Raw genomic sequence first — 421 nt, forward strand, 5'->3', positions numbered from 1 at the left:
AAGTTGTTAGCAAGGCATCATACATGATTGTAGGCATTGACTTAGACGGTAGAAAAGATGTTTTAGGTATGTGGATTGGTGAGAATGAATCGGCGAAATTCTGGTTGTCTGTGCTCACGGAACTTCAGGGTCGAGGCGTGGAAGACATCCTCATTGCTTGTGTGGACAATCTCAAGGGATTCAGTGAAGCCATCTTGGCAACGTACCCTAAAGCGGATATCCAAAAGTGTGTCGTTCACCAGATTCGAAATTCGCTGAAGTATGCTGCAGCCAAAGACTACAAGAAAATCACTGCGGACCTGAAACCAATCTACAAAGCAAACACGGAGGAGACAGCACTCGCGGCACTGGACCAATTCGAGGAGACGTGGGGCAAGAAATACCCCATCATTGTACGCTCATGGCGTAGTAACTGGACGGA

General features: G+C 47.3%; 1 protein-coding gene. It reads left to right on the forward strand.

The annotated features are described in order from the left end of the window. Nucleotides 1-421: IS256 family transposase (locus J3482_RS20290; protein WP_206923102.1), on the forward strand; the 421-nt coding region annotated here is incomplete at both ends.

Source organism: Alicyclobacillus suci, from assembly GCF_017329615.1.
Classification (GTDB): Bacteria; Bacillota; Bacilli; order Alicyclobacillales; family Alicyclobacillaceae; genus Alicyclobacillus; species Alicyclobacillus suci.